General features: G+C 66.5%; 16 protein-coding genes, 1 tRNA gene and 1 riboswitch (2 of these 18 only partly in view). Of the genes, 6 read left to right on the top strand and 11 right to left on the bottom strand.

Going from position 1 to position 19,385, the window contains the following annotated elements:
- Positions 1 to 141, top strand: a riboswitch (cobalamin riboswitch) (it extends 67 nt beyond the left edge of the window).
- Positions 142 to 241: 100 nt separating this feature from the next.
- Positions 242 to 1,669, top strand: a complete 1,428-nt coding sequence (locus RT424_RS16685) for a cobyrinate a,c-diamide synthase (RefSeq protein ID WP_313440579.1) — start codon at positions 242 to 244, stop codon at positions 1,667 to 1,669.
- Here RT424_RS16685 and paoC read toward each other — a convergent pair.
- The 8 genes from paoC to RT424_RS16645 all read right to left on the bottom strand — a co-directional run bounded on the left by paoC (position 1,626) and on the right by RT424_RS16645 (position 11,358).
- Positions 1,626 to 3,824 (bottom strand): aldehyde oxidoreductase molybdenum-binding subunit PaoC, encoded by a 2,199-nt coding sequence (paoC, locus tag RT424_RS16680; RefSeq protein WP_313440577.1) that lies wholly within the window; start codon positions 3,822 to 3,824, stop codon positions 1,626 to 1,628. The genes RT424_RS16685 and paoC overlap by 44 nt on opposite strands.
- Positions 3,821 to 4,771 (bottom strand): xanthine dehydrogenase family protein subunit M, encoded by a 951-nt coding sequence (locus tag RT424_RS16675; RefSeq protein ID WP_313440575.1) that lies wholly within the window; start codon positions 4,769 to 4,771, stop codon positions 3,821 to 3,823. Before RT424_RS16675 ends, paoC begins: the two co-directional genes overlap by 4 nt.
- Positions 4,768 to 5,445: an aldehyde dehydrogenase iron-sulfur subunit PaoA gene (gene paoA / locus RT424_RS16670; RefSeq protein WP_313440573.1), complete on the bottom strand. Its 678-nt coding sequence runs from the start codon at positions 5,443 to 5,445 to the stop codon at positions 4,768 to 4,770. Before paoA ends, RT424_RS16675 begins: the two co-directional genes overlap by 4 nt.
- Positions 5,446 to 5,618: 173 nt before the next feature.
- Entirely contained in the window at positions 5,619 to 6,137 is a 519-nt protein-coding gene (locus RT424_RS16665) for a hypothetical protein (protein ID WP_313440571.1), read from the bottom strand.
- A gap of 89 nt (positions 6,138 to 6,226) precedes the next feature.
- The gene (locus tag RT424_RS16660) at positions 6,227 to 7,711 is read right to left on the bottom strand and encodes a PepSY-associated TM helix domain-containing protein (protein WP_313440569.1); all 1,485 of its coding nucleotides are present in this window, start codon (positions 7,709 to 7,711) and stop codon (positions 6,227 to 6,229) included.
- Positions 7,708 to 8,286, bottom strand: a complete 579-nt coding sequence (locus RT424_RS16655; protein WP_313440567.1) for a hypothetical protein — start codon at positions 8,284 to 8,286, stop codon at positions 7,708 to 7,710. The genes RT424_RS16660 and RT424_RS16655 overlap by 4 nt, the downstream gene beginning before the upstream one ends.
- On the bottom strand, positions 8,280 to 10,562 hold the full coding sequence (locus RT424_RS16650) for a TonB-dependent receptor (RefSeq protein WP_313440565.1): 2,283 nt from the start codon (positions 10,560 to 10,562) through the stop codon (positions 8,280 to 8,282). Before RT424_RS16650 ends, RT424_RS16655 begins: the two co-directional genes overlap by 7 nt.
- Positions 10,563 to 10,662: 100 nt before the next feature.
- A complete protein-coding gene (locus RT424_RS16645) occupies positions 10,663 to 11,358 on the bottom strand; it encodes an FCD domain-containing protein (protein ID WP_313440563.1) in 696 nt (231 codons plus the stop codon).
- Between the two features lie 157 nt (positions 11,359 to 11,515).
- Between RT424_RS16645 and RT424_RS16640 the strand changes: the two genes are divergently transcribed.
- From RT424_RS16640 to RT424_RS16620, 5 genes are read left to right on the top strand one after another with little or no spacing between them, the layout of a single operon-like run.
- Complete coding sequence (locus RT424_RS16640) at positions 11,516 to 12,988, top strand: aldehyde dehydrogenase family protein (RefSeq protein ID WP_313440561.1); 1,473 nt, start codon at positions 11,516 to 11,518, stop codon at positions 12,986 to 12,988.
- Positions 12,989 to 12,999: 11 nt separating this feature from the next.
- Complete coding sequence (locus tag RT424_RS16635; RefSeq protein WP_313440560.1) at positions 13,000 to 13,785, top strand: carboxymuconolactone decarboxylase family protein; 786 nt, start codon at positions 13,000 to 13,002, stop codon at positions 13,783 to 13,785.
- Complete coding sequence (locus RT424_RS16630) at positions 13,775 to 14,593, top strand: NAD(P)-dependent oxidoreductase (protein WP_313440558.1); 819 nt, start codon at positions 13,775 to 13,777, stop codon at positions 14,591 to 14,593. The genes RT424_RS16635 and RT424_RS16630 overlap by 11 nt, the downstream gene beginning before the upstream one ends.
- Positions 14,590 to 15,360 carry an SDR family oxidoreductase gene (locus RT424_RS16625; RefSeq protein ID WP_313440556.1) on the top strand — a complete coding sequence of 257 codons (771 nt, stop codon included), beginning with the start codon at positions 14,590 to 14,592 and terminating at the stop codon, positions 15,358 to 15,360. Before RT424_RS16630 ends, RT424_RS16625 begins: the two co-directional genes overlap by 4 nt.
- 15 nt (positions 15,361 to 15,375) lie before the next feature.
- On the top strand, positions 15,376 to 16,161 hold the full coding sequence (locus RT424_RS16620) for an SDR family oxidoreductase (protein WP_313440554.1): 786 nt from the start codon (positions 15,376 to 15,378) through the stop codon (positions 16,159 to 16,161).
- A gap of 7 nt (positions 16,162 to 16,168) precedes the next feature.
- On the opposite strand, the gene RT424_RS16615 is transcribed toward RT424_RS16620, so the two are convergent.
- The 3 genes from RT424_RS16615 to RT424_RS16605 form a co-directional block, all read right to left on the bottom strand.
- Positions 16,169 to 17,308 carry a GGDEF domain-containing protein gene (locus RT424_RS16615; RefSeq protein WP_313440552.1) on the bottom strand — a complete coding sequence of 380 codons (1,140 nt, stop codon included), beginning with the start codon at positions 17,306 to 17,308 and terminating at the stop codon, positions 16,169 to 16,171.
- Positions 17,309 to 17,385: 77 nt separating this feature from the next.
- A complete protein-coding gene (locus RT424_RS16610; RefSeq protein WP_313440550.1) occupies positions 17,386 to 19,182 on the bottom strand; it encodes a diguanylate cyclase in 1,797 nt (598 codons plus the stop codon).
- A gap of 149 nt (positions 19,183 to 19,331) precedes the next feature.
- Positions 19,332 to 19,385, bottom strand: a tRNA-OTHER gene (locus RT424_RS16605) (it continues 53 nt past the right edge of the window).

Below are 19,385 nucleotides of genomic sequence, written 5' to 3'. Positions count from 1 at the left end.
CGTGGCCGCCGGCACTGCTCCCGCAACTGTAACCGGGGATGCGCCCCGCCACCACGCCATTGAAGCGGCCGCTTCGAGAAGGCGGCGGAAGGCGCGAGGATCCGGAAAGTCAGGAAACCGGCCCTTCGCCGTCGATCCTTCGCGCGGGCGGGATGTACCGGGCGGACGAAGTTCCTGCTCTCTCGCAGAAGAGGGCACCTTCGCGTGACGACATGCGTGCGTTTGCGTCGAAGGGGGAACTGTGGATCAATCGCTGCCAAGCCTGCCCGTCCAGGCGATATCTGCTCCTCCCTCCTTAGGGATACCGGCGAATGCCTGCCCGGCGCTGCTCGTCACCGCACCCTCGTCGGGACAGGGCAAGACCCTGGTCACGGCCGCCCTCGCCCGCCGCCACGTCCGCGCCGGCCGCCGGGTACGGGTGTTCAAGTGCGGCCCGGATTTCCTCGACCCCATGGTCCACGAAGTCGCCAGCGGGGCGCCGGTCCATCAGCTAGACCTGTTCATGTGCGGCGAGGACCAGTGCCGCGCGCTGTTGCACGAGGCGGCCGGGGAGGCGGACCTGATCCTGGTGGAAGGGGCAATGGGCCTGTTCGACGGCACACCTTCCTCGGCCGATCTGGCCCGGCTGTTCGGCCTTCCCGTGCTGGCCGTGCTCGATGGTTCGTCGATGGCGCAGACCTTCGGCGCGCTCGTCCACGGGCTCGCTACCTATCGCAAGGACGTGAAGGTGGCGGCCGTGCTCGCCAACCGCGTCGGCAGCGACCGCCACGCCGAACTGTTGGAACGCGGGATGCCCCAAGGTGCGGGGTCAGGCGGCGTGCGATGGCTGGGTGCCATGCGGCGTGACGAGGGCATGGGCCTGCCCGAGCGCCACCTCGGCCTCGTGCAGGCAAGCGAGATCGCAGACCTCGAAGCCCGCATCGACCGCGCCGCCGACCTTATCCCCGAGAGCGCCTTGTGGCTGCCGGACCCAGCCTCCTTTCCGCCGCCCGCCTCCCTATCACCGCCGCCTGCCACACTGGCGGGGCGACGCATCGCCGTGGCCCGCGATGAAGCTTTCGCGTTCGTCTACCGTGCCAACCTGGAGTTTCTGGAGCGCGCGGGGGCGCTACTGTCGTTCTTCTCGCCCTTGCGGGACGCTGCGCTGCCGGACTGCGACGCGCTGTGGCTGCCCGGCGGCTATCCGGAGCTTCATCTGGCGGCGCTATCCGCCAACCGCCCGATGATCGAGGCGATCCGCACCCATTTCTCGGCAGGCCGACCGATTTTGGCCGAATGCGGCGGTATGCTCTATGCCTGCGAAAGGCTCACGGAAGCAGCGGGCGGCAGCGCGCCGATGCTGGGCCTGCTGCCCGCCCGCGCGACCATGCAGAAGCGCCTCGTCGGCCTGGGCATGCAGGAGGCGGAACTGCACGGCCACGCGGTGCGCGGACACACGTTCCACTATTCGCAGCTCGAAACGACTCTTCCGCCGATCGCGCTCGCCCAGACGCCGGATGGGCGCAAGGGCGAGCGGATTTTCCGGCAAGGCCCGCTCACGGCGAGCTACATGCACTTCTATTTCCCGTCAGCGCCGGAGCTGGTTGCGGAGATCTTCAGCGGCGATCCAGTCAGGCGTTGGTCAGTCAGGCAATGGCAGGCAGCTTCGCAAGGTACTTGTCGAGCGTGATCGGATAGTCGCGGACGCGCACGCCGGTGGCGTTGTAGACCGCGTTGGCGACCGCCGCGCCCACGCCGCAGAGCCCGAGTTCACCCACCCCCTTGGCCTTCATGGGCGAGACCTTGTCGTCCGCCTCGTCCAGGAAGACCACGTCCTGGTGCGGAATGTCGGCGTGGACCGGCACTTCGTATCCGGCAAGGTCATGGTTGACGAAGAAGCCGAAGCGCTTGTCGACCGCGAGTTCCTCCATCAGCGCGCCGCCGACGCCCATGGTCATGGCGCCGATCACCTGGCTGCGCGCGGTCTTGGGATTGAGGATGCGCCCGGCCGCGCAGACCGCCAGCATCCGCCTCACCCGTGTTTCGCCGGTGTAGGAATCGACCGCCGCCTCCACGAAGTGCGCGCCGAAGGTGGACTGCTGGAAGGTCTTGGCCAGATCGCCCCACTGCATGGTCTCCTCGGCAACGAGTTCTCCGGACTTCGCCGCTTCCGCCAGAGCTGCGGAACGATTGCCCGCCCGCACTTCGCCATCGACGAACTCCGCTGCCGCCGGGTCCAGGCCCAGGCGCTGCGCCGCCAATTCGCGCAACTTGGTGCAGGCCGCATAAACGCCCGAGGTCGAGCTGTTGGCGCCCCATTGGCCGCCCGAGCCCGCGGATGCCGGGAACGAGGAATCCCCCAGCTTCACGCGCACCTTCTCGACCGGCAGGCCCATCATCTCCGCCGCCGTCTGGGCGATGATCGTGTAGGAGCCCGTGCCGATATCGGTCATGTCGGTTTCGACCGTCACGATGCCGTCGGCGGCCAGCCGCACGCGCGCGGCCGAAGTCATGTTGATGTTGTTGCGGAACGCCGCCGCGACGCCGAGGCCGATCAGCCAACGACCCTCGCGGACTTGGGCCGGCTTGGCGTTGCGCCGGTTCCAGCCGAAGCGCTGCGCACCCTCTTCCAGGCAGCGCACCAGATTGCGTTGGGAGAACTTGCGCTCGGGGTGCTCGGGATCGACCTGGGTATCGTTGAGCACGCGGAACTTCACGGGATCCATGCCGAGCTTTTCCGCCGTCTCGTCGATGGCGATCTCCAGCGCCATCAAGCCCGGCGCCTCGCCCGGCGCGCGCATGGCGTTGGCTTCGGGAAGGTCCAGTTCGGCCAGCCGCAGCGCGGTGAGGCGATTGGCCCCGGCGTAGAGCAGCTTGGTCTGCTGCGTCGCCGCTTCCGGACCGCCGCCGGGCAGGTCGCCCGACCAGCTTTCATGCCCGATCGCGGTGATGCGGCCCTCGCTGGTCGTGCCGATGCGGATGCGCTGGATCGTCGCCGGGCGATGCGTGGCGTTGTTGACCATGAAGGGACGCGGCAGGGCGATCTTCACCGGCCTTCCGCAAGCCTTCGCGCCCAGCGCCGCCATCACCGCATCGGCGCGCAGGAACAGCTTGCCGCCGAAACCGCCGCCGACATAAGGCGAGCGGACATGGACCTTCTCCGGCGGCATCTTGAAGGTGGCCGCCAGTTCCTTCTTGTTCCAGGCGATCATCTGGTTCGAAGTCCAGACCGAAAGCGCGTCGCCTTCCCACCAGGCGATCGTCGCGAAAGGCTCCATCATCGCGTGGTTCTGGTCGGGCGTCGTGTAGGTCTGGTCGAACTTGACCGGTGCCGAGGCGAAAGCGCCTTCGAAATCGCCGGTGTGGGTATCGGCGTCGTTTCCGGTCAGCGGTTGGGCACCGGGCTTGGCCTTGGCCAGATCGAAGCGGCCATCAGCGCGCGCATATTCGATCCGCACGGCATTGGCCGCGCTGCGCGCCTGCTCGAAGCTCTCGGCCACCACGACCGCCACGGCCTGGTGATAATGATCTATGGCCGGACCGCCCAACAGCTTGGCGGTATTCATCCCGCCCTTGCCGAGCGGCTGCGCATTCTCGGCGCTGATCACCGCGAGCACGCCGGGCATCCGCTTCGCCTCGGCCGTATTCATCGAGACGATGCGGCCCTTGGCGATTCCGGCGCCGATCACGTAGCCATAGGCAGGCTTGGCGGGAACATCGCCATGCTCATAGGCATAGGGCGCCTGGCCGGTGGTCTTCAGCTTGCCGTCCACGCGATCGACGGCCTGGCCGATGACCTTCATGGCGTCGATCGGGTTCTTGCCCGCAGGCGTATCGAACTTCATGCCCGGTTCTCCGCGATAAGGGCTGCAAGCGTGCGTTCGGCCAGGGTGACCTTGAAGGCATTCTCGTGCGTGGGACGCGCCTCTGCGAAGGCGGTCTTCGCCACGGCGCCGGCGCCGTTGCGCAGTTGCGCATCGGCGGCCTCCACACGCCAGGGCCTGGGCGCCACGCCGCCGAAGGCGACCCGCCCGCTGCCGTCCTTGTTCAGCACCGCCGCGACGGACACCAGCGCAAAGGCATAGGACGCGCGGTCGCGGACCTTGTGATAGAAGTGCCGCCCGCCCAGAGGCTTGGGAAGGGTGACGGCGGTGATCAGCTCTCCGGGCTGCAGCACGTTCTCTACATGAGGCGTATTGCCCGGAAGGCGGTGGAACTCTCCGACCGGCACGCTGCGGGTCTTGCCGGAGGCATCGACCGTCTCGACCGTCGCATCCAGCACGCGCAGAGCGATGGCCATATCGCTGGGATGCGTGGCGATGCAGGCGTCGCTGGTCCCCACCACGCCCAGCTGGCGGCTGAACCCGCCGATCGCGGCGCAGCCGGATCCGGGCTTGCGCTTGTTGCAGGCCTGGTTGGTGTCGTAGAAATAGGGACAGCGGGTGCGCTGGAGCAAGTTGCCGCCGGTGGTCGCCTTGTTGCGCAGCTGCCCCGAAGCACCTGCGACGATGGCGCGGGTGAGCACCCCGTAGTCCCGCCGCACGCGACTATCGGCGGCCAGCGCCGTGTTGCTGACCAGCGTGCCGATGCGCAGGCCGCCTTCCTTCGTCTCCTCGATCCGGTCCAGCCCGAGATCCTGCACGTCGACGAGGTGCGTCGGCGTTTCGATCTCCAGCTTCATCAAATCGAGCAGGTTGGTGCCCCCGGCAATGAACTTGGCGCCCTTGTTGGCCGCTACGGCTGCCGCGGCGGCGGCGGGCGTCTTCGCGCGTTCGTAAGTGAAGGCCTTCATGCTTCCACTCCCGCATCGTTCGGCGCACCATGGGTTTCGGCAATCCGGACGCCCGCGACCTCGGCCATGGCTTCGGCGATGTTCGAGTAGGCGCCGCAGCGGCAGATATTGCCGCTCATCCGCTCGCGCATTTCCAGCACACTCATTTCGGGGGCACCGCCCACATCGCCCTGGACGTGGCTGGGTATCCCCGCCTTGATCTCCTCCAGCACGGCGACGGCCGAACAGATCTGCCCCGGCGTGCAATAGCCGCACTGGAAACCGTCGTGCTTCACGAATGCCGCCTGCATCGGGTGCAGGTCTTCCGGCGTGCCCAATCCCTCGATCGTGGTCACCGCATCGCCTTCGTGCATGACGGCCAGGCTAAGGCAGGAGTTGATCCGCGTTCCGTTCACCAGAACCGTGCAGGCGCCGCACTGGCCATGGTCGCAGCCCTTCTTGGTTCCCATCAGGCCCACATGATCGCGCAGGGCATCGAGCAAGGTCGTACGCGTATCGAGCGTGAGCGCCTGGCCCCTTCCGTTGATCTTCAAATTGACCGCCATCGTCGGAGGCTGCTGCGTCATGGGTGCCGCTCCTTCCGCAACGGACGGCATGGCAGAAATGCCGACGCTTGCCGCGCCGCCTGCCAGAACCGTTCGTCTGGATACTTCGAAATGCGCCGTCTCGCTCATTGCCCGTCCTTCGCACCAGGACGGCAGTTTCCGTCCGGCAGGCACGATAGCGCATGAAATCGCGATAAGGCACTGCGTGAATTCGTATGAGGTCATGAACGGCGCTCATCAAAGAGCGTTCCCGCGCACCTTCCCGCCCACCTTCCCGTTCGCGTCCCTGTTCGTCGGCCGGTTCAGTTGCGGGGCACGTCCTCGAAGAAGCGGCGACAGGCCTCTTCCGGCAGGATATATTCGAGGTAATGGCCCAGTTCCGGTGCATCGACGATGCAGCTTTCGAGGAAGCCCGGATTGCAGCGGCGATGCGGCATGTCCCGGCCTTCGTGCGCGATCTCTGCCATCAGCGCGTCCCACTGGGCGCGGTCATGAACCAGATAGCCGAGATGATGATGCCGGATCGCAAAGCCCTGGGCAGGCAGGCGCCCGACGTAGAGTTCGGATCCGGGGCCGCGCGCAGTGAGCAGCTCGTACATGACCGGGCCAAGCCATGCGAGTTCGACGTGGATCTCACCACCGGCCGGGAGATCGCCGGAAAGCTGGCGAAACTCCCGGATCCCGAAGCGCTCCATGAAAAGCGCCTTGGCCGCGGCCATGTCGCTGGTGGCGTAGGCGACCTGGAAGTGCTCGGCATGAAGCAATCCCCGCGCGGCATCCAGCGACGCGCCGGGCCTGCGGATCAGGCTGGATTCGATCATGTCCTCGCTCCTCTCCCCCAACGATAGTGGATGCTATCATCGTCTAGGGCAGTGGGCGAGCGGCGGCGGATCGCTCCTGCGGGTTCCCTTCAGGTTACCGAAATCGGAGCCGCGCGGCTGCGAAGCTGCATCGCCAGAACACCCAGCGCGCCTGCCAGGAGCAGGCCGTCCATCAAGAGCGAACCGCCTTTCGGCAGCGCCACCGCGCCATGAAGCAGAGCCAAGGCGACCAGCAAAACCGCGAGCACCCAGCGCCAGATCCGGGAGAGCGAGGCGCCGGGCACGTCGCGTGCCAGGGCGCTGGCCAGGATCGAGAGCACGGTGAGCGCCAGCCATACGCTCGGAAGCGGAGCTGCGCGCACAAACCACGCCAATAGTGCCGTCAGGGCGAGGATCGCGGGTTGTCCCCAGCAGACGGCTGCCCAGATCCGCTCCCATTGCGGCGCGGCGCGACCCCGGTCACGACGACGGGCCAGCCAGATCGTTACGCCGCTGGAGGTCACCACGCAGAGCGCAATGCCCAGCAGGCCATAGGCAAGCCGCACCGGCAGCCCGCCGTACCAGCCGAAGTGAAGCTGGCCGATGCCGCCCAGGATGCGGGTTCCGGCGACGAAGTCCTCGGGACGTTCCTGGGCGATGGCCTTCCCTGTCGCATCGAACCGCGTTTCGTCCTGCTGGACCAGCAGCTTCGGCCGCGCGCCATGAACCGCGACGCGCATGTCGGCGCGACCGGGGCGTTCGACGACCACGTTCTGCGGCGCCGCTTCCGGCGATTGCCGGCGCGCTTCCGCGATGAGCGCGGCGATGTCGGGCATCGGCACCGCACGCGCATCGACCGGCGGTGGTGCATCGAGGAACAGCTCGTAGACCTTCTTCATGCCGCCCTCGGGATAGAGCAGCAGGGCCAGGACCGCGACGATGATCGTGCTCAGACCCAGCAGCGCGCCGGTAAGCGCCAGCGTGAAGTGGAACGGCAGGGCCCAGATGCCCAGGCGGTTGTGCAGGTCCGCCTCCTGCAAGCGACGCGAGCCGCCGAGCCGCAGATGGAAGGCATCGCGAAGCACGCGCGGATGGGCAAGGATGCCCGAAACCAGCGAGGACAGCAGCGCCACGCCGGTCAGCCCGACGATGAACTCGCCCCAGCTTCGCGGCAGGTGCAGGTTGACGTGGAGATGGATCAGGAACTCGGTCCAGACCGCTTCGAGATCGGACAGCGAGCCATCCTCGGCCACCGCCCACTTGCGCTCGAACGTCGGGCTGAAGGCGACCAGCGTCGCGCCTTCCAGCGCGGTACTCGGCATGTTGAGATAGAGCGCCGCATCGCCGGGCGTATGCTTGGCGCCCTCGGCGATGGCGCGCGCGGCGGCCTGGTCGCTGAGGCTGCGGGCCACCGGGGTGGCGGGCACTTCCCAGCGTTCGAGATCGGGCGCGAAGACCGCGATCGTGCCGGTCACGCAGACCAGATAGATCACCGAGGCAAACGCGAGGCCGAGTATAGAATGGCTGCTGAGCACCGAGCGCACCGTCTCCGGCGAAATCGGCCAGCGCCACTGCTTCTTACGGGTATTGCTCATGCCGAGGCTCCCAGATGTGCCCCAAGCCAGGCAAGGCCGAAGCCCACCACGCTGGTGCCGACCAGCGCCGCCGTGGCGCGCAGGATACGGCGATCGGCCAGAGTCCAGGTCATGGCAAGCCCCCAGAGCACCGGCATCAGCAGACCGCCGATAACGATACGCGTGCGCGGATCTCCGGGCATGTAGACGGTCAGGCAGAAGGCCACGGCCATCGCCGCGGTCATGCCGAGCGGCCCGGCCAGCAGGGTACGGAGCACCCCGCGCCAGACCCGGCCGGGTTCTTCCAATGGCTCCGGAGCGACGTCAACCTCGCGCAGGCGCCCGGCCTTGCGGCGCACCCGGCCGAGCCAGATCACCAGCAGCGCGCCGATTCCCTCCATGGCGAGTGCCAGGGCCGTCCCTTTCACGGGACCGATCAGGAACGCCGAAGTCAGCAGGAGACCGAGCAGAACGACCCAGCCCCCGGCGATCAGGCCAGGGGCGGAACCGTCTCGCCGCAACCACGATCGCCGCAGCAGAAAGGCGCCGAGCGCGCCTCCCGCCATGAGCAGAAGGCTCGCCGGATAGATCACCAATGGACTCCCGCGCCCACGCCGAAGGTCTGCGGCTCGCCCAGGATCGCCTGGTTGATCGCCGCATATTCGTATTGCTTGTATTTCTCGTTGAAGAGGTTTCGCACGAAGCCGAAGATCGACCAGTTTTCGGTCTCGTAGCCGATCCGGCCGTTGACCACGGTGCGCGCGCCCACCTTGAACTGTGCCTGGTCCTGACCGACGCCGGTGAACACCGAAGTGCGGTAGTTGGCATTGAGGTTCGCGGTGATGCCGCCGCCGAACCGGGCGTTCGCGCCGCCCGAAAGTGTCCAGCGCGGGGCATAGGGGAACTGCGTGCCCTGGAGATCGATCGTGCTGGTAGCGCCGGTCGGCAGGGTGAATTCGTCGAACTTGGTGCGGACGTGGCCGACCGAGGCATAGAGGTCGATCCCCGGCGCCACCGTGGCGTTCGCCTCCACCTCGAAGCCATAGAGATGCGAACCGGCCGCGTTGACCGTGTTGTAGTCGTAGGCGTTCAGCCCGAAGTAGGCGGTGACCTGCTGGTCTTTCCACTCCATGTAGAAGACATTGGCGTTGAGCGTCAGGCGGCCGTCCAGCCACTTGGAGCGCAGCGAGCCTTCGTAGTTCCAGCTGAATTCGGGATCGTAGGGCACCAGTTCCGCGCGTGCCGGGTTCTGGCTCGACCCGCCGGAGCGATAGGCCCGCTGCACGGTGAAGGCGGTGGTGATGTCCGGTGTCCAGTCCATGCTGATACCGGCCTTGGGCAGGAAGGCGTTGAAGGTGCGGCTGTTGGAAGCAAGCGGCGAGGAGGCGTCGGACACCAGGCCAAGTACGCCCTGGTTGATGACCGAGATCACCGGCGCATAGGCCGTACCCATGAAGTTCACGTCCGGCAGGGTACCGTTGAACGCGGCAACGGTTTCCGCTGCATAGCGGTTGCGCTCATGATCGAAGCGGAAGCCGCCGATCAGGGTCAGGCGATCCGTCACCTTGAAGCGCGCATCTCCGAACAGCGCCATCGTCTCGACTTTCTCGGGCTGCTCGGCAGCGTAGGCCACGGGAATGACCGGCAACTGAGCGGCATAGGCGTTGGCGATGAACTGCGACGTCGCCGCGTTGAAGCCGCTGGATTGCAGCAGGCCGGCGATCGTGGAGGTCGGCGTGGCGATGTTGACGCGGCTGTTCTGGTCGATCGAGCCGGTGCGGCGATAATACCAGGCGCCGAGCAACCCGCTCAGCCGCTCGCCTTCGTAGTTGAGGCGCAATTCCTGCGTCAGCGTCTTGTAGAGATAACGATTGTCGATCGCCTGAATGTCCTGCGGCGTGCCGTCGGTGTCGATCACCGAGTGGACCTTGGAGCGGTTCCACGAAGTGACGCTCGACAGCTTCAGGTTTTCCACCACCGGATAGCTGAGATTGAGCACGGCGATGTCGCTGGCGATCTTGCCGCGGCTGGGCTGGTCGCCCGTGGAAATGCGGTTGTTGAAATAGTCCGGCACGTCGGTGCGCGAATATTCGTAGAGATAGCCGCCGTCGCGCCGCACCCGGTTGTAGCTGGCTACCGCTTCGAGGCCGGGAAGCGCGCTGGGCGTCCAGAGCACCTTGCCGCGCAGGTTCAGCGACTTGAGTTCGTCGTCATAGCCGCCGCGCGTGACGTTCTTGATCAGTCCGCGATCCGCGCGGCGCTCGGCCGAAAGCCGCACACCGAGTTCGTCCCGGATGATCGGCCCGCCCACGGCGGCCGAGAAGGTGCGATCGTCATGCTCGGTCCAGAGCACCCGCGCATCGCCGGTCCAACGATCCAGAGTGGGATTCTTGCTGGTGATGACGATGCCGCCGGCCAGGGCGTTGAGCCCCTGGATGGTCGACTGCGGCCCGCGCAGCACTTCCACCTGCTGCACGTCCCACATGTCGGTGGGGCCGCCATAGAGCGCCCACTTGGGAATCGGCGCGCCGTCCACATAGACGCTGGCGGCATCCGCCTGCCCACCCGCGCCCACGCCGCTGTTGCTCACGCCGCGAATGGTGAAGCCCGACGCTCCGTAGGTTTCCGAGACGTTGGCCGTGCGGTTGTAGACGTCCTGGATCGTGATCAGGTTTTCCCGCTCGATCTTCTCCGAAGTGGTGACGGCGATGCTGGTCGGCGTTTCCTGGAGCGTGCGCGCGCTTTTCTCGCCGGTGACGATGATGTCGTCCGGGCTGGTCGTCGCATCGCCCGGCGTGATCTGCTGGGCCTGAGCGGGAAAAGCGAACGCTGCGATGGCAACGCTCGAAAGCAACGCGGAAAACTTGAACATGAAACCCCCTGATCCCTCAAGGCGGCTCATATATTTCCCCATTGTTGCGAGTCAATCGCATTCTCAATAGCAAGTGCGCAGAGTTTATGAGGCCAGAGCATCAGCCCTGCAGGCTGCCCATAACCACCGCGCGGTTCTGCCGGTTCGCTTCGAAGCGGGTGAGATCGGGATCGTTGGCCAGGATCGCGGCGATGATTCGCCGCCGCCCGGCCCGCCAGAACGCCACGCCCTCCCCGAACGTCTCCACCACCGGCGAAGCACGGGCCGAGGCATAGTGCAGGGTTACGCGCGTCAGCATCTCGAACAGCGGGCGGCGGACCATCTGGAACAACAGCTCCTGAAACTCCAGCTCGAACGGCCCGAACTCCGCCATGGTGCGGAAGGATGCGGCACGTTCGCCCAGCACCGCGAGCTTGTCGCGCAACGAAGCGTCGGTGCATCGGGCTGCCGCCGTCGCGAGTTCGGTGAACAGCAGCGAGGTCATGTCGAGTGCCTCCTCATAGCTCGCCGGGTTCATTCGCATGTAGGAATGGAGCGCGCGCTCCAGCGCGGCTTCGTCGGGCCGGGTGCCGTAATAACCACCACCGGGGCCGCGCCGCACTTCCAGCAGACCCTCGTGCTCCAGCACCCGCGCCGCCTGCTGAAGGGTGACGATCCCCACTTCCAGCTCCCGCGCGAGTTCGTGCAGCGCGCCCAGCAAGGTGCCGGCGTCGCAGGCGAAAATCCGCTCGCGCAGCGTTTCGGTGGTCCGCGCCACCAGGTTGGTGCCCTTGCGTCGTCCCGGTGCCCGTTCCATCAGTCCTCCAATTATATGCCTATTTTTATCATTATGGACTTAGATTTCGGTAATTTCACGCAAGATCAAGTCAATTGACCGCGTGTTTTTAGCTCCATACCTTTCACTGTGAAACGAGCGGCCGCAAACGCCGACAGTGGAGAGGAACGGAACGAGGATGGGCTTCCAACATCCCGACATCTCGGCATTCCCCGAGATTTCGCTGGTCATTGGCGAAGAGCGCGCGCGCTCCGGCAGCGGCGCGGACTGGCATCACGTCTACCCGGGGACCGGCCGCGTCACCCGAGAGATTCGCCTGGCCGGACCTGCCGACGTCGACCGCGCGATCGCCGCCGCCAAGGTCGCGCAGCCGGCATGGCGCGACCTGCCCGGCGACAAGCGGCGCGACCTGATGTTCCGTCTCGCCGCGCTGATCGAGGCCAAGGCCGCCGAAATGAGCCCACTGCTCACGGCCGAGAACGGCTCGATCCTGATCGCGGGCGGCCACATGAGCCTCGATGCCGCGCAGAAGTTCCGCTACTACGGTGGCTGGGCGGACAAGATCGACGGCCGTACCGTCTCCACCTGGGGCGGGCCTGCGCACGATTACATGATGTACGAGCCTTACGGCATCGTAGGCGTGATCGTGCCGTGGAACGGCCCCCTGTTCGCCGCCACCATGGTCATGGCCCCGGCGCTCGCCGCAGGTAACTGCGTGGTGCTGAAGGCGCCCGAACTGGCGCCGTGGTCGCTGATGAAGCTGATGGAGGCGATCCACGAAGCCGGTTTCCCAGCCGGCGTCGTCAACCTCGTCACCGGTGGGCCGGACGTGGGCGCGGCGATGGTCAGCCATCCCGGCATCGACAAGATCGAATTCATCGGCAGCGGCGCGACCGCGAAGAAGATTCTCGCAAGCGCCGCCGACACGCTGAAGCCCGTTGGCCTCGAACTCGGCGGCAAGTCGGCTGTGGTCGTCTTTGCCGATGCCGACCTTCAGGCCGCTGCCAGGCGCGGGCTTTCCGGCGCCGTCAGCGCCAATGGCCAGGGCTGCGTCAACGGCACGCGGCTGCTGGTGGAGCGCTCCATCTACGAGCCCTATCTTCAGATGCTGAAGGCCATGGCCGCGCATGTGAAGGTGGGCGATCCCTTCGCGATGGACACCTTCATGGGTCCGGTCATCTCGCAAACCGCGCTCGATCGGATCGACGGCATGGTCCGGCGCGGCGTCGAACAAGGCGGCGAAGTGCTCTGTGGCGGCGCGCGGCTGGAGGGCGATCACGGCGAAGGCTACTTCTACCCCATCACCGTCCTCGCCGGCGTTGCCCCCGCAAGCGAGATCGCCCGCAACGAAGTGTTCGGCCCGGTGCTGGTCGTCACCCCGTTCGACAGCGAGGAAGAAGCGATCGCGCTGGCCAACGACAGCGACTATGGGCTCGGCGCCTATGTCCACACCACCAGCCTCACCCGCGCGCACCGCGTTGCCGGGCGGATGATGGCCGGCCAGGTGCAGGTCAACGGATCGGGCGAGGCGATGACGCCTTGCGTGCCCTTCGGCGGCATGAAGCATTCCGGACACGGCCGCCTCGGCGGGATCGAGGGCCTGCGCGAATTCCAGCAGGTCCGCAACGTCTGGGTCAACCTTCAGTACTGAGGAGAGCGAGGATGGCACTGCTCCAACCCCAAGAACGCAATGCACGCGGCCTTGCCACAGAGGCCGAAGTGACCGCTCGCCCGGCCCGTCCCCCAGCGACCCTGCTGGAGGAATCGTGGCGCGATTTCGTCTTCGCGGAAGTCTGGACGCGGCCGGGTCTGCCCCGCCGCCCACGCTTCCTCGTCGCGATCGCCAGCGCCGTAACCTGCGGCCTCGAAGACCGCCAGATCGACGATTTCGTGCGCGGCGCGCTGACCAGCGAAACGCTTACCCTTGCCGAACTGCGCGAGGCGGCTCTGCACCTTGCCGTCTACGCAGGCTGGGGCAACGGCGGCAAGCTGGACCGCGCGGTGACGCGGGTGGCCGAAGAGCTTGGGCTGCCTCCGGCCGAAGTGCCCGCGATCTGCCCCGAACCTTGGGATCCCGAGGTGCGCAGCCAGCGTGGGCATGACGAATTCGCGCAAGTCATGACCTTCCCGCCGGGCCCTCCGGCGACGCCCTACCTGGAAGGGATCAACAATTTCGTGTTCGGAGAGATGTGGTGCCGTCGCGGGTTGGACGAGCCCTCGCGCCGCTGGATCACGCTGGTCGGCGTCTGCGAATCCGGGGCGGAAATCCCGATCCGCAGCCACATCCACGCCGCCATGGCGAGCGGCAACTGCTCGGCGCAGGAAATGCGCGAATTCTGCCTGCAATACGGCACCCATGCCGGCTGGCCCAAGGCCTCGCGCATTCAGGGCGTGGTGCTGGAGATGATCGAAAAGGTTGCGAAGGGACTTCCTTGGCATGCCAAGTGACAGGATCGAGACCGGCTTCATCGGCCTCGGCTCGCAAGGCGGGCCGATGGCGGAACGGATGCTGGCGGCCGGGCATGAACTCACCGTCTGGGCGCGGCGTCCGGAGGCGACGGACGATCTCGTCGCCAAGGGCGCGCATCGCGCGGCTTCCGTCGCCGAACTGGGCGCTCGATGCGGGCATATCGGCATCTGCGTGGTGGACGACGCGGGGGTGGAGGACATCTGCGCGCAACTGCTCCCGGTCATGAAGCCGGGCAGCGCGCTGGTCATCCACTCCACGATCCTGCCGCAGACTTGCGAGCGCCTCGCGGCGGAAGCCGAAGCGCACGGCATCGCCGTGCTCGATGCCCCCGTCAGCGGCGGCGGCGCGGGTGCGGCGGCGGGTACGCTGACGGTCATGTGCGGCGGCAGCGAAGAAGCCTTCGCCAAGGCGCTTCCCGTGATGGAGAGCTTCGCCGGCAAGACCGTGCTGCTCGGCCCGGTCGGCTCCGGCCAGCGCGCCAAGATCGTCAACAATGCCTTGATGGCGGCCAACATGGGCCTGGCCCACGCGGCGCTGTCGCTGGGGGAAGAGCTGGGGATCGACCGCGCGGCGCTGGCCGATCTGGTCAAGCATTCCAGCGGCCGAAGCTTCGGCTTCGAAGTCTACGCCCGCCTGCCCTCCCCTTCGGCCTTCGCCCATGGCGGCAAGCTGCTGCGCAAGGACGTGGACCTGCTGGGTGCGATCGCCACGCCCGACAATGCGCTGGCGCACGCCGCCGATCCCTTCCTCGACGCGGCGCTGGCCGCAATGGAGCCCACCGCATGAGCGTGATCTTCAAGACCCTGGACATGACCGGCAAAGCCGCCGTCGTCACCGGCGCCGCCTCCGGCCTTGGCCGGATGACGGCGCTGAAACTGGCCGAGGCCGGCTGCGACCTCTGGCTGGTGGACGTGAACGAAGCCGGGCTTGCCGAAACCGCCGAACTGCTCGCCCCGCATGGGCGCAAGATAGGCAGCGAAGTGGCGGACCTGTCCGACCCCGCCGTCTGCCATGCCGTCGTCGCTCATGCCGTCGAGACATTCGGCCGCCTCGACGCGCTCTGCAACGTCGCCGGGCTGATCTACCTCGCCAACACCACGCAGATGCCGCAGGCGCAGTACGAGCGCACGATCGACGTCAATCTCAACGCACCGTTCTTCCTCTCGCAGGCGGCGATCCCGCATCTGCTGAAGGTGAACGGCGCGGTCGTCAACGTCGCCTCCTGCGCGTCTTACATCGGGGAGGCTTATGCCGCCGCCTATTGCGCCAGCAAGTGGGGCCTCGTCGGCATGACCAAGGCCATGGCGATGGAATTCCAGAAGCAGCCCATCCGCATCAACGCCGTCGCGCCGGGCGGAATGATCACCAATATCGCGACCAACTTCACCCCGCCGGAAGGCTGCGACTTCGAACTGCTCAAGCGCTTTTCAGGCCTGCGCGGACAGGTTGAGGTGGAAGACGTGGCCGACCTTGTCGTGCTGCTCGCCTCCCCCGCCGGTCGCGGCTTTCACGGCGCCTGCCTCTCGCTCGACGCGGGCATCACGGCAGGCTGACAGGAGACATTTGCAATGACATTCTCACTCGACCAGTTCCGCCTCGACGGCAAAGTAGCGGTCGTCACCGGCGCGGGCGGACGCGGCAATTCCATCGGCCGGGCCTACGCGCTCGGCCTCGCCGATGCGGGCGCGTCGATCGTGGTGGCGGACTTGAACGGGGACGGCGCCAAGGCCGTCGCGGACGAGATCGTCGCGGCCGGCGGCAAGGCGGTTGGCGTGCAGGTGGACGTTGCCGACGAAGCCTCCACCCTCGCCATGGGCGCAGCCGCAACGGAAGCGTTCGGCGGGGTGGATATCCTCATCAACAATGCCGCGCTGATGGTCGATGTCAGCTACGACAATTGCGAAACCATCGCGCTCGATGCCTGGAACAAGGCCTTCGCGGTGAACCTCAACGGCGCGTTGCTCTGCGCCCGTGCAGTGATACCCTCGATGCGCGAGCGGGGCGGCGGACGGATCGTCAACCAGACCTCGGGCGGCGCCTTCCCGGCGACCGGACTTTACGGCATCACCAAGCTCGCCCTCGTCGGCCTTACCACCTCGCTCGCCAAGCAGTTCGGCAAGGACGGCATCACCTGCAACGCCATCGCGCCGGGCAACGTCACCTCCGACGCAGGCAAGATGCTGGTGCCCGACGATTCCCCGTTCATCCAGTTCCTCAACATGACCTGTGCCCTGCGTGCGCGTGGCGCGCCGGACGAACTGGTGGGCACCGCGCTGCTGCTCTGTTCGGATGCGGGAGCATGGATCAGCGGGCAGACCATCCACGTCGACGGCGGCTGGGTGCTGCGCCCCTGAACGGCGATCAGCAGACTTGCGGAACGGGGCGACCGCGACGCGCCTTGGCCTCGTAAAGCGAACGATCCGCGCGGACGATCACGTCGTCGATCCGCCGGTCGTCCGCCTCTACGTGGGCCAGGCCCATGCTTACGCTCCAGAAGTCTGCCAGGGCCATGCTGGCTTCGAGACGTTCGCGCAGGCAATCCATGAACCGTTCCGGATCCCGGCATGCCACGGGCAGCAGCACGAGGAATTCATCCCCGCCGAGGCGCGCCGCATAGCCGCCCTCGCCATTGGCCAATGCCTTCGCCTCCCGGCCAAGAGCCATGAGCACGCCGTCTCCCACGGCGTGTCCATGGCGATCGTTGATCGACTTGAAGTGATCCACGTCGATCGCGATCACCGCCGCGCCGGGCAAGAGGAAACGCTCCGCCACCTGTTCCAGCCCGGCCCGGTTCCAGCAGCCGGTAAGCGGGTCGCGCAAGGCCGCGGCACGCAACCGGCGCTGCACTTGCTCCACCGGGATCGCCAGCAGAGCAAGGTTCAGCACGCCCAGCAGTAGCTGGTCCGAGAGCAAGGCCAGCAGCGCCACCACGTCCTTGCCCGGCAGGTCGAGGAAGGCGCCGGCGATCGAGAGGAAGTAGCCGGGCAGGTAAGCCAGCATCGCCAGCCCGGCGAGCCGTCTTCCCGCAGAATGCTGCGCGCCTTTCCCGAAGGCCAGGACAAGGCCGGACAGACCCATCGAAAGCGCCAGCCCCGCTGCATCGCCGGCGCTCTGCCAGCGATCCGGCCGCGCAATCCACCCCAGCGCATCCAGCGCACCGGGCAATGCGTGCCCGATCACCGGACCGACCACAGGCACGATCATCCAGCGCCGCCACGCCCTCCCGCCGTCCAGCGCCCCATCCAGCGCCAACGCGCCCGTAACCGGCAGCGCGTTGGTCAAGCCCAGCACGGCATAGATCAGGGCCAGGCCCGTCGGCTCCCCGCGCGGCACTGCCGTAAATGCATAGAGCACGGCGACATAGAGCAGCGATGACGACGCCCAATAAGCGTAGTGGGACGCCGTACGGTCCCGTAGCCACAACACGCCGAACACGAGGCCGAAGGCGCTCGACGACAAGGTGCTGCAAAGGCGGAGGGTATCGACGTCCGGGAAGGTCATGTGGCTCGCTTGGATGGCCGGCAAACCATTGCCACACAATGGTTAACAACCGCTTCGGCCAGCCGATCGCGTAGAGTTCAGCCGGTTTGCCGCAAGAGATTCCGGCCGTCGTGCTTGGCCTGGTACAAGGCTCCGTCCGCGCGGGCCATGAGTTCCTGCCGATCCATGCCCTCGGCCAGGGAAGCGAGCCCGATACTCACCGTAACCTTCGCCAGATCGAGCGGCTCCCAGTCGATCGCCTCTACCATGCCGCGCACGCGTTCGGCCACCGCAAACGCCATCTCCGCACTGGTCGAAGGCAGCACGATCAGGAACTCCTCGCCCCCGATCCGGCCAGCCAGATCGGACCCGCGCGTGGCGAGCGCACAGGCCTGCGCAACCCGGCGGATCACCTGGTCGCCCACCGCGTGCCCGAAACGATCGTTAATCTGCTTGAAACGGTCGATGTCCAGCACCGCCACTGCCAGCGGACCGCCTGTCGTGCCTGAAGCGGCGATCTCGTCATCGAGGAACGCCAGAACCTTGCGACGATTGGCGATCTCGGTCAGGGAATCGGTCTCTGCAAGGTGGATCGCCTCGTCCGCGCGCGCTTCCGCTCGGGCGCGGGCGCTGGCCAGCTCCATCGTCGCCAGGACACGATTGGTGACATCCTGGAAGATTCCGAAGATCGCCCCCGGCTTGCCATCCTCTCGCAGTTCGACTTCGCTGCAACTGTAGACGTAGCGGATCTCTCCGTCCGTGCGAACGATCCGCGCCTCGAAGTCGATCGGCTTGAGCGTTTCGAGGCATTGCGCCAGCGTGCCTTCCACCAGGGACCGATCTTCCGGATGGTAGAAGTTCACCGCTACGTCCAGGCCGGGCTGGCTGGCTGGCTCCAGGCCATGGATGCGAAACACTTCCCCCGACCAGAACAGACGCTGCTCCGCCAGTTCGAGCCGCCAGTGGCCGACTTTGGCAATGCTTTCCGACATTTCCAGCCAGCGCTTGCCCCGCTCCACTTCGGCAAAGCTGCGGTCGCGCATCGCGATCATCGCCGCCAGCGGCAGCGCGGATACCAGCAGCGTGAAGAGGTAGAACTGGAAGAACAGCACTTCCACTTCGGTGCCGGCATCCTGCAGGCTGATCGAACCGCGATCCTGCCAGATCGCGACGGAGCCGATCGCCGCGATGATCAGGATGCTGCATGTCGCGCCCGTCGCACCGAGAAAATAGGTGGCGAACAAAACGCTCAGCAGGGGCAGGAAAAGCAAAGGGAAGGCGGACTGGGTAAATGCCCCGGCGGCCACGACCGCAACCACGGCAAGCACCAGGGCCGTGCGTCCCAGCTGCGCCGCATTGCTGGCCGGGCCGCTGGTACCGGGATGCATGAAATTCATGATGAGCGGTACGACGATAAGGATGCCCAGTGTCGTCGTCGTCAGCCAGGACACGAACATATGGGCGCTTCCGCCCCCCGCCAACACGCTGGCGATCGTGGCGCTGATCAGGGCGGCCAGCACGGCCGCAAAGCAGAAGCGCGCAATAGCGGCGATATGGAAAAACGAATCGTTCCTGCGCTGGATGTCCCGCATGAACCAGAACGCCACCAGAGCCTCCACCACGTTTGCAGTGGTGTGGCCCAGCGCGGGTCCGGCTCGCCCGATCCAGACGGAGTTGGCGATGAAGCTGGCGATAGCCAGCGCCACGAGCACCCAGCGCCGCTGCCCGGGTTTCGCGAGCAGGAGCGCGGCTACGGCAACCCCGCTCGGCGGCCAGACCGTGGCCACACCATCCGCGCCTCTCGTCAACTGCAGCGCGATACCCGCCAGGGTGAAATAGAGAATGCCCGCCAGAATCGCGCCTAGAATCGTTCGTCGGAGATTGCTGCTACCCACTCCCGACGAATACCCCCCGGCTCATCCAATTTCGACCCATTATCGATGCCGATAGAAAGATTTGCCGCCCCGGACCGGGACATGACGAAACCGAACGGTGCGCCTTGGCGCTTGACCGACGGCACGGTGCTGACTTCGATGAGATCAGATGGCGGAGCGGGAGGGATTCGAACCCTCGATACGCTTTTGACGTATACTCACTT

This window comes from Novosphingobium sp. (assembly GCF_032093395.1).
Taxonomy (GTDB): domain Bacteria; phylum Pseudomonadota; class Alphaproteobacteria; order Sphingomonadales; family Sphingomonadaceae; genus Novosphingobium.
This window is presented reverse-complemented; position numbering and strand designations above follow the sequence as displayed.

Coding starts and splice junctions, on each gene's coding strand:
- paoC (WP_313440577.1), bottom strand. CDS start 3,824: ATGAAGTTCGATACGCCTGCGGGCAAGAACCCGATCGACGCCATGAAG.
- RT424_RS16675 (WP_313440575.1), bottom strand. CDS start 4,771: ATGAAGGCCTTCACTTACGAACGCGCGAAGACGCCCGCCGCCGCCGCG.
- paoA (WP_313440573.1), bottom strand. CDS start 5,445: ATGAGCGAGACGGCGCATTTCGAAGTATCCAGACGAACGGTTCTGGCA.
- RT424_RS16665 (WP_313440571.1), bottom strand. CDS start 6,137: ATGATCGAATCCAGCCTGATCCGCAGGCCCGGCGCGTCGCTGGATGCC.
- RT424_RS16660 (WP_313440569.1), bottom strand. CDS start 7,711: ATGAGCAATACCCGTAAGAAGCAGTGGCGCTGGCCGATTTCGCCGGAG.
- RT424_RS16650 (WP_313440565.1), bottom strand. CDS start 10,562: ATGTTCAAGTTTTCCGCGTTGCTTTCGAGCGTTGCCATCGCAGCGTTC.
- RT424_RS16645 (WP_313440563.1), bottom strand. CDS start 11,358: ATGGAACGGGCACCGGGACGACGCAAGGGCACCAACCTGGTGGCGCGG.
- RT424_RS16640 (WP_313440561.1), top strand. CDS start 11,516: ATGGGCTTCCAACATCCCGACATCTCGGCATTCCCCGAGATTTCGCTG.
- RT424_RS16635 (WP_313440560.1), top strand. CDS start 13,000: ATGGCACTGCTCCAACCCCAAGAACGCAATGCACGCGGCCTTGCCACA.
- RT424_RS16630 (WP_313440558.1), top strand. CDS start 13,775: ATGCCAAGTGACAGGATCGAGACCGGCTTCATCGGCCTCGGCTCGCAA.
- RT424_RS16625 (WP_313440556.1), top strand. CDS start 14,590: ATGAGCGTGATCTTCAAGACCCTGGACATGACCGGCAAAGCCGCCGTC.
- RT424_RS16620 (WP_313440554.1), top strand. CDS start 15,376: ATGACATTCTCACTCGACCAGTTCCGCCTCGACGGCAAAGTAGCGGTC.
- RT424_RS16615 (WP_313440552.1), bottom strand. CDS start 17,308: ATGACCTTCCCGGACGTCGATACCCTCCGCCTTTGCAGCACCTTGTCG.